This window comes from Trueperaceae bacterium (assembly GCA_036381035.1).
Lineage (GTDB): Bacteria > Deinococcota > Deinococci > Deinococcales > Trueperaceae > DASRWD01.
This window is the reverse complement of sequence record DASVDQ010000127.1, coordinates 1-1419: the sequence shown is the minus strand read 5'-3', so window position 1 is coordinate 1419 and position 1419 is coordinate 1. Positions and strand designations below refer to the sequence as shown.

The 1419-nt window shown below is 70.7% G+C and carries 1 protein-coding gene; it reads left to right on the top strand.

The window, feature by feature from the left end:
- Positions 1-12 precede the first annotated feature (12 nt).
- Positions 13-1419: phage portal protein (locus tag VF202_14320; GenBank protein HEX7041288.1), on the top strand; the 1407-nt coding region annotated here is incomplete at its 3' end.

Below are 1419 nucleotides of genomic sequence, written 5' to 3'. Positions count from 1 at the left end.
GGGAGCCACCGCATGACCAAGACCAAGGCGGCGCCGGTCGTGAAGGCCCGCGCGTTCGCCACGACCGCCCTCGACCTCGAGCCGGCCCTGCAGCTGCGCATCGACACGCCCCTCGAGGCTGAGCCGAGCGAGGCCGCGCAGACGCACGACGCCCGCGTCCGCGTCCCCTGGCCCATCCCGGCGTCCCAGCTGATCGACTTCCACCTGGGCTCGCCGTGGCTGGGCGCGATCGGCAACCTCCTCGCCGACGCGGTCGCGTCTGCAGAGTGGGACCTCGCAGCCCGCGACGTCGACACGCTCGGGCAACCTCTCGACCGCGCCGGCGACTTCGACAAGGCCAGCGACGCGAACTACCGCCGCGCGAAGGCCTGGCTGTCCCGCGAGACGATCGGCCGGGAGGGCGTCACCGAGCTCGACCTACCCGCCCTCCTCCGGGCACTGTGCGTAGCGAACGACCAGACCGGCAACGTGTTCGTCGAGGTCCTCCGCGATCAGGCGGGCCAGGAACCCGTGCAGGTCAGCCATCTCCTCCCGCAGTTCGTTTGGTACGAGGCGCGCGACTCCGGCCTCGTCCTGCGCCAGGAGGACCCGTTCGGGCAGCCCGTCAACTTCGTGCCGTTCGGCACCCGCAAGGCCGCCGACAAGGAAGTCCGCGAGTTCCTGCACCAACGCCAGACGAACCTCGCGAGCAGCTTCTACGGCCTGCCCTCCTGGATCGCGGCGCGTGACAGCGTCGAGGTCGACAACCAGCACCGCAGGTACCTCAAGGGCTTCTTCAAGAACCACGGCACCCCGCGCTACCTCGTCACCGTCACCGAGGACCCGACCTGGACCGGCTCTAAGCCCGGTGACGACGCCCTCGACGCCCTCTTCGAGCAGGTCCGCGGCTTCCTCGAGGCGAACCAGGGCGACATGGCCGGCCGGAACCTCATCCTCCAGTACCCCGGCGGCATCACCGTCACCGCGCAGGCGCTCGACCACAAGCTCGAGGACCCGACCTTCCCGAACACCGCGAAGCTGGCGCGCGACGAGATCCTCGCAGTGCGGCACGTCAGCCTCATCAACCTGGGCCTGCCGGAAGGCGGGTACAGGGCGACGGCCGAGACGCAGGCGGACGACTTCGTGACGCAGGCGCTCATCCCGTTCGCCGCGCCGGCCGTCGCGATCATCAACCGCATCCTCCACGCGCCGGCACCGAGCGGGCTGGGCATCACGGACTACGATTTCGAGCTGACGTTCGACGACGCCGAGCAGCTGATGCGGAAGGTCGAAGCGCTCGTGAAGGCCGCAGGCGCCCCCGTCCTCAGCCAGGCCGAGGCCCGCCAGGTGCTCGGGTACGAGCCCGCCGGCGAGACCAAGCCGCTCCTCCCGACGACGATGCTCCCCGCCTCTGACTTCGCCGCGGGCGGGCCGGATGCG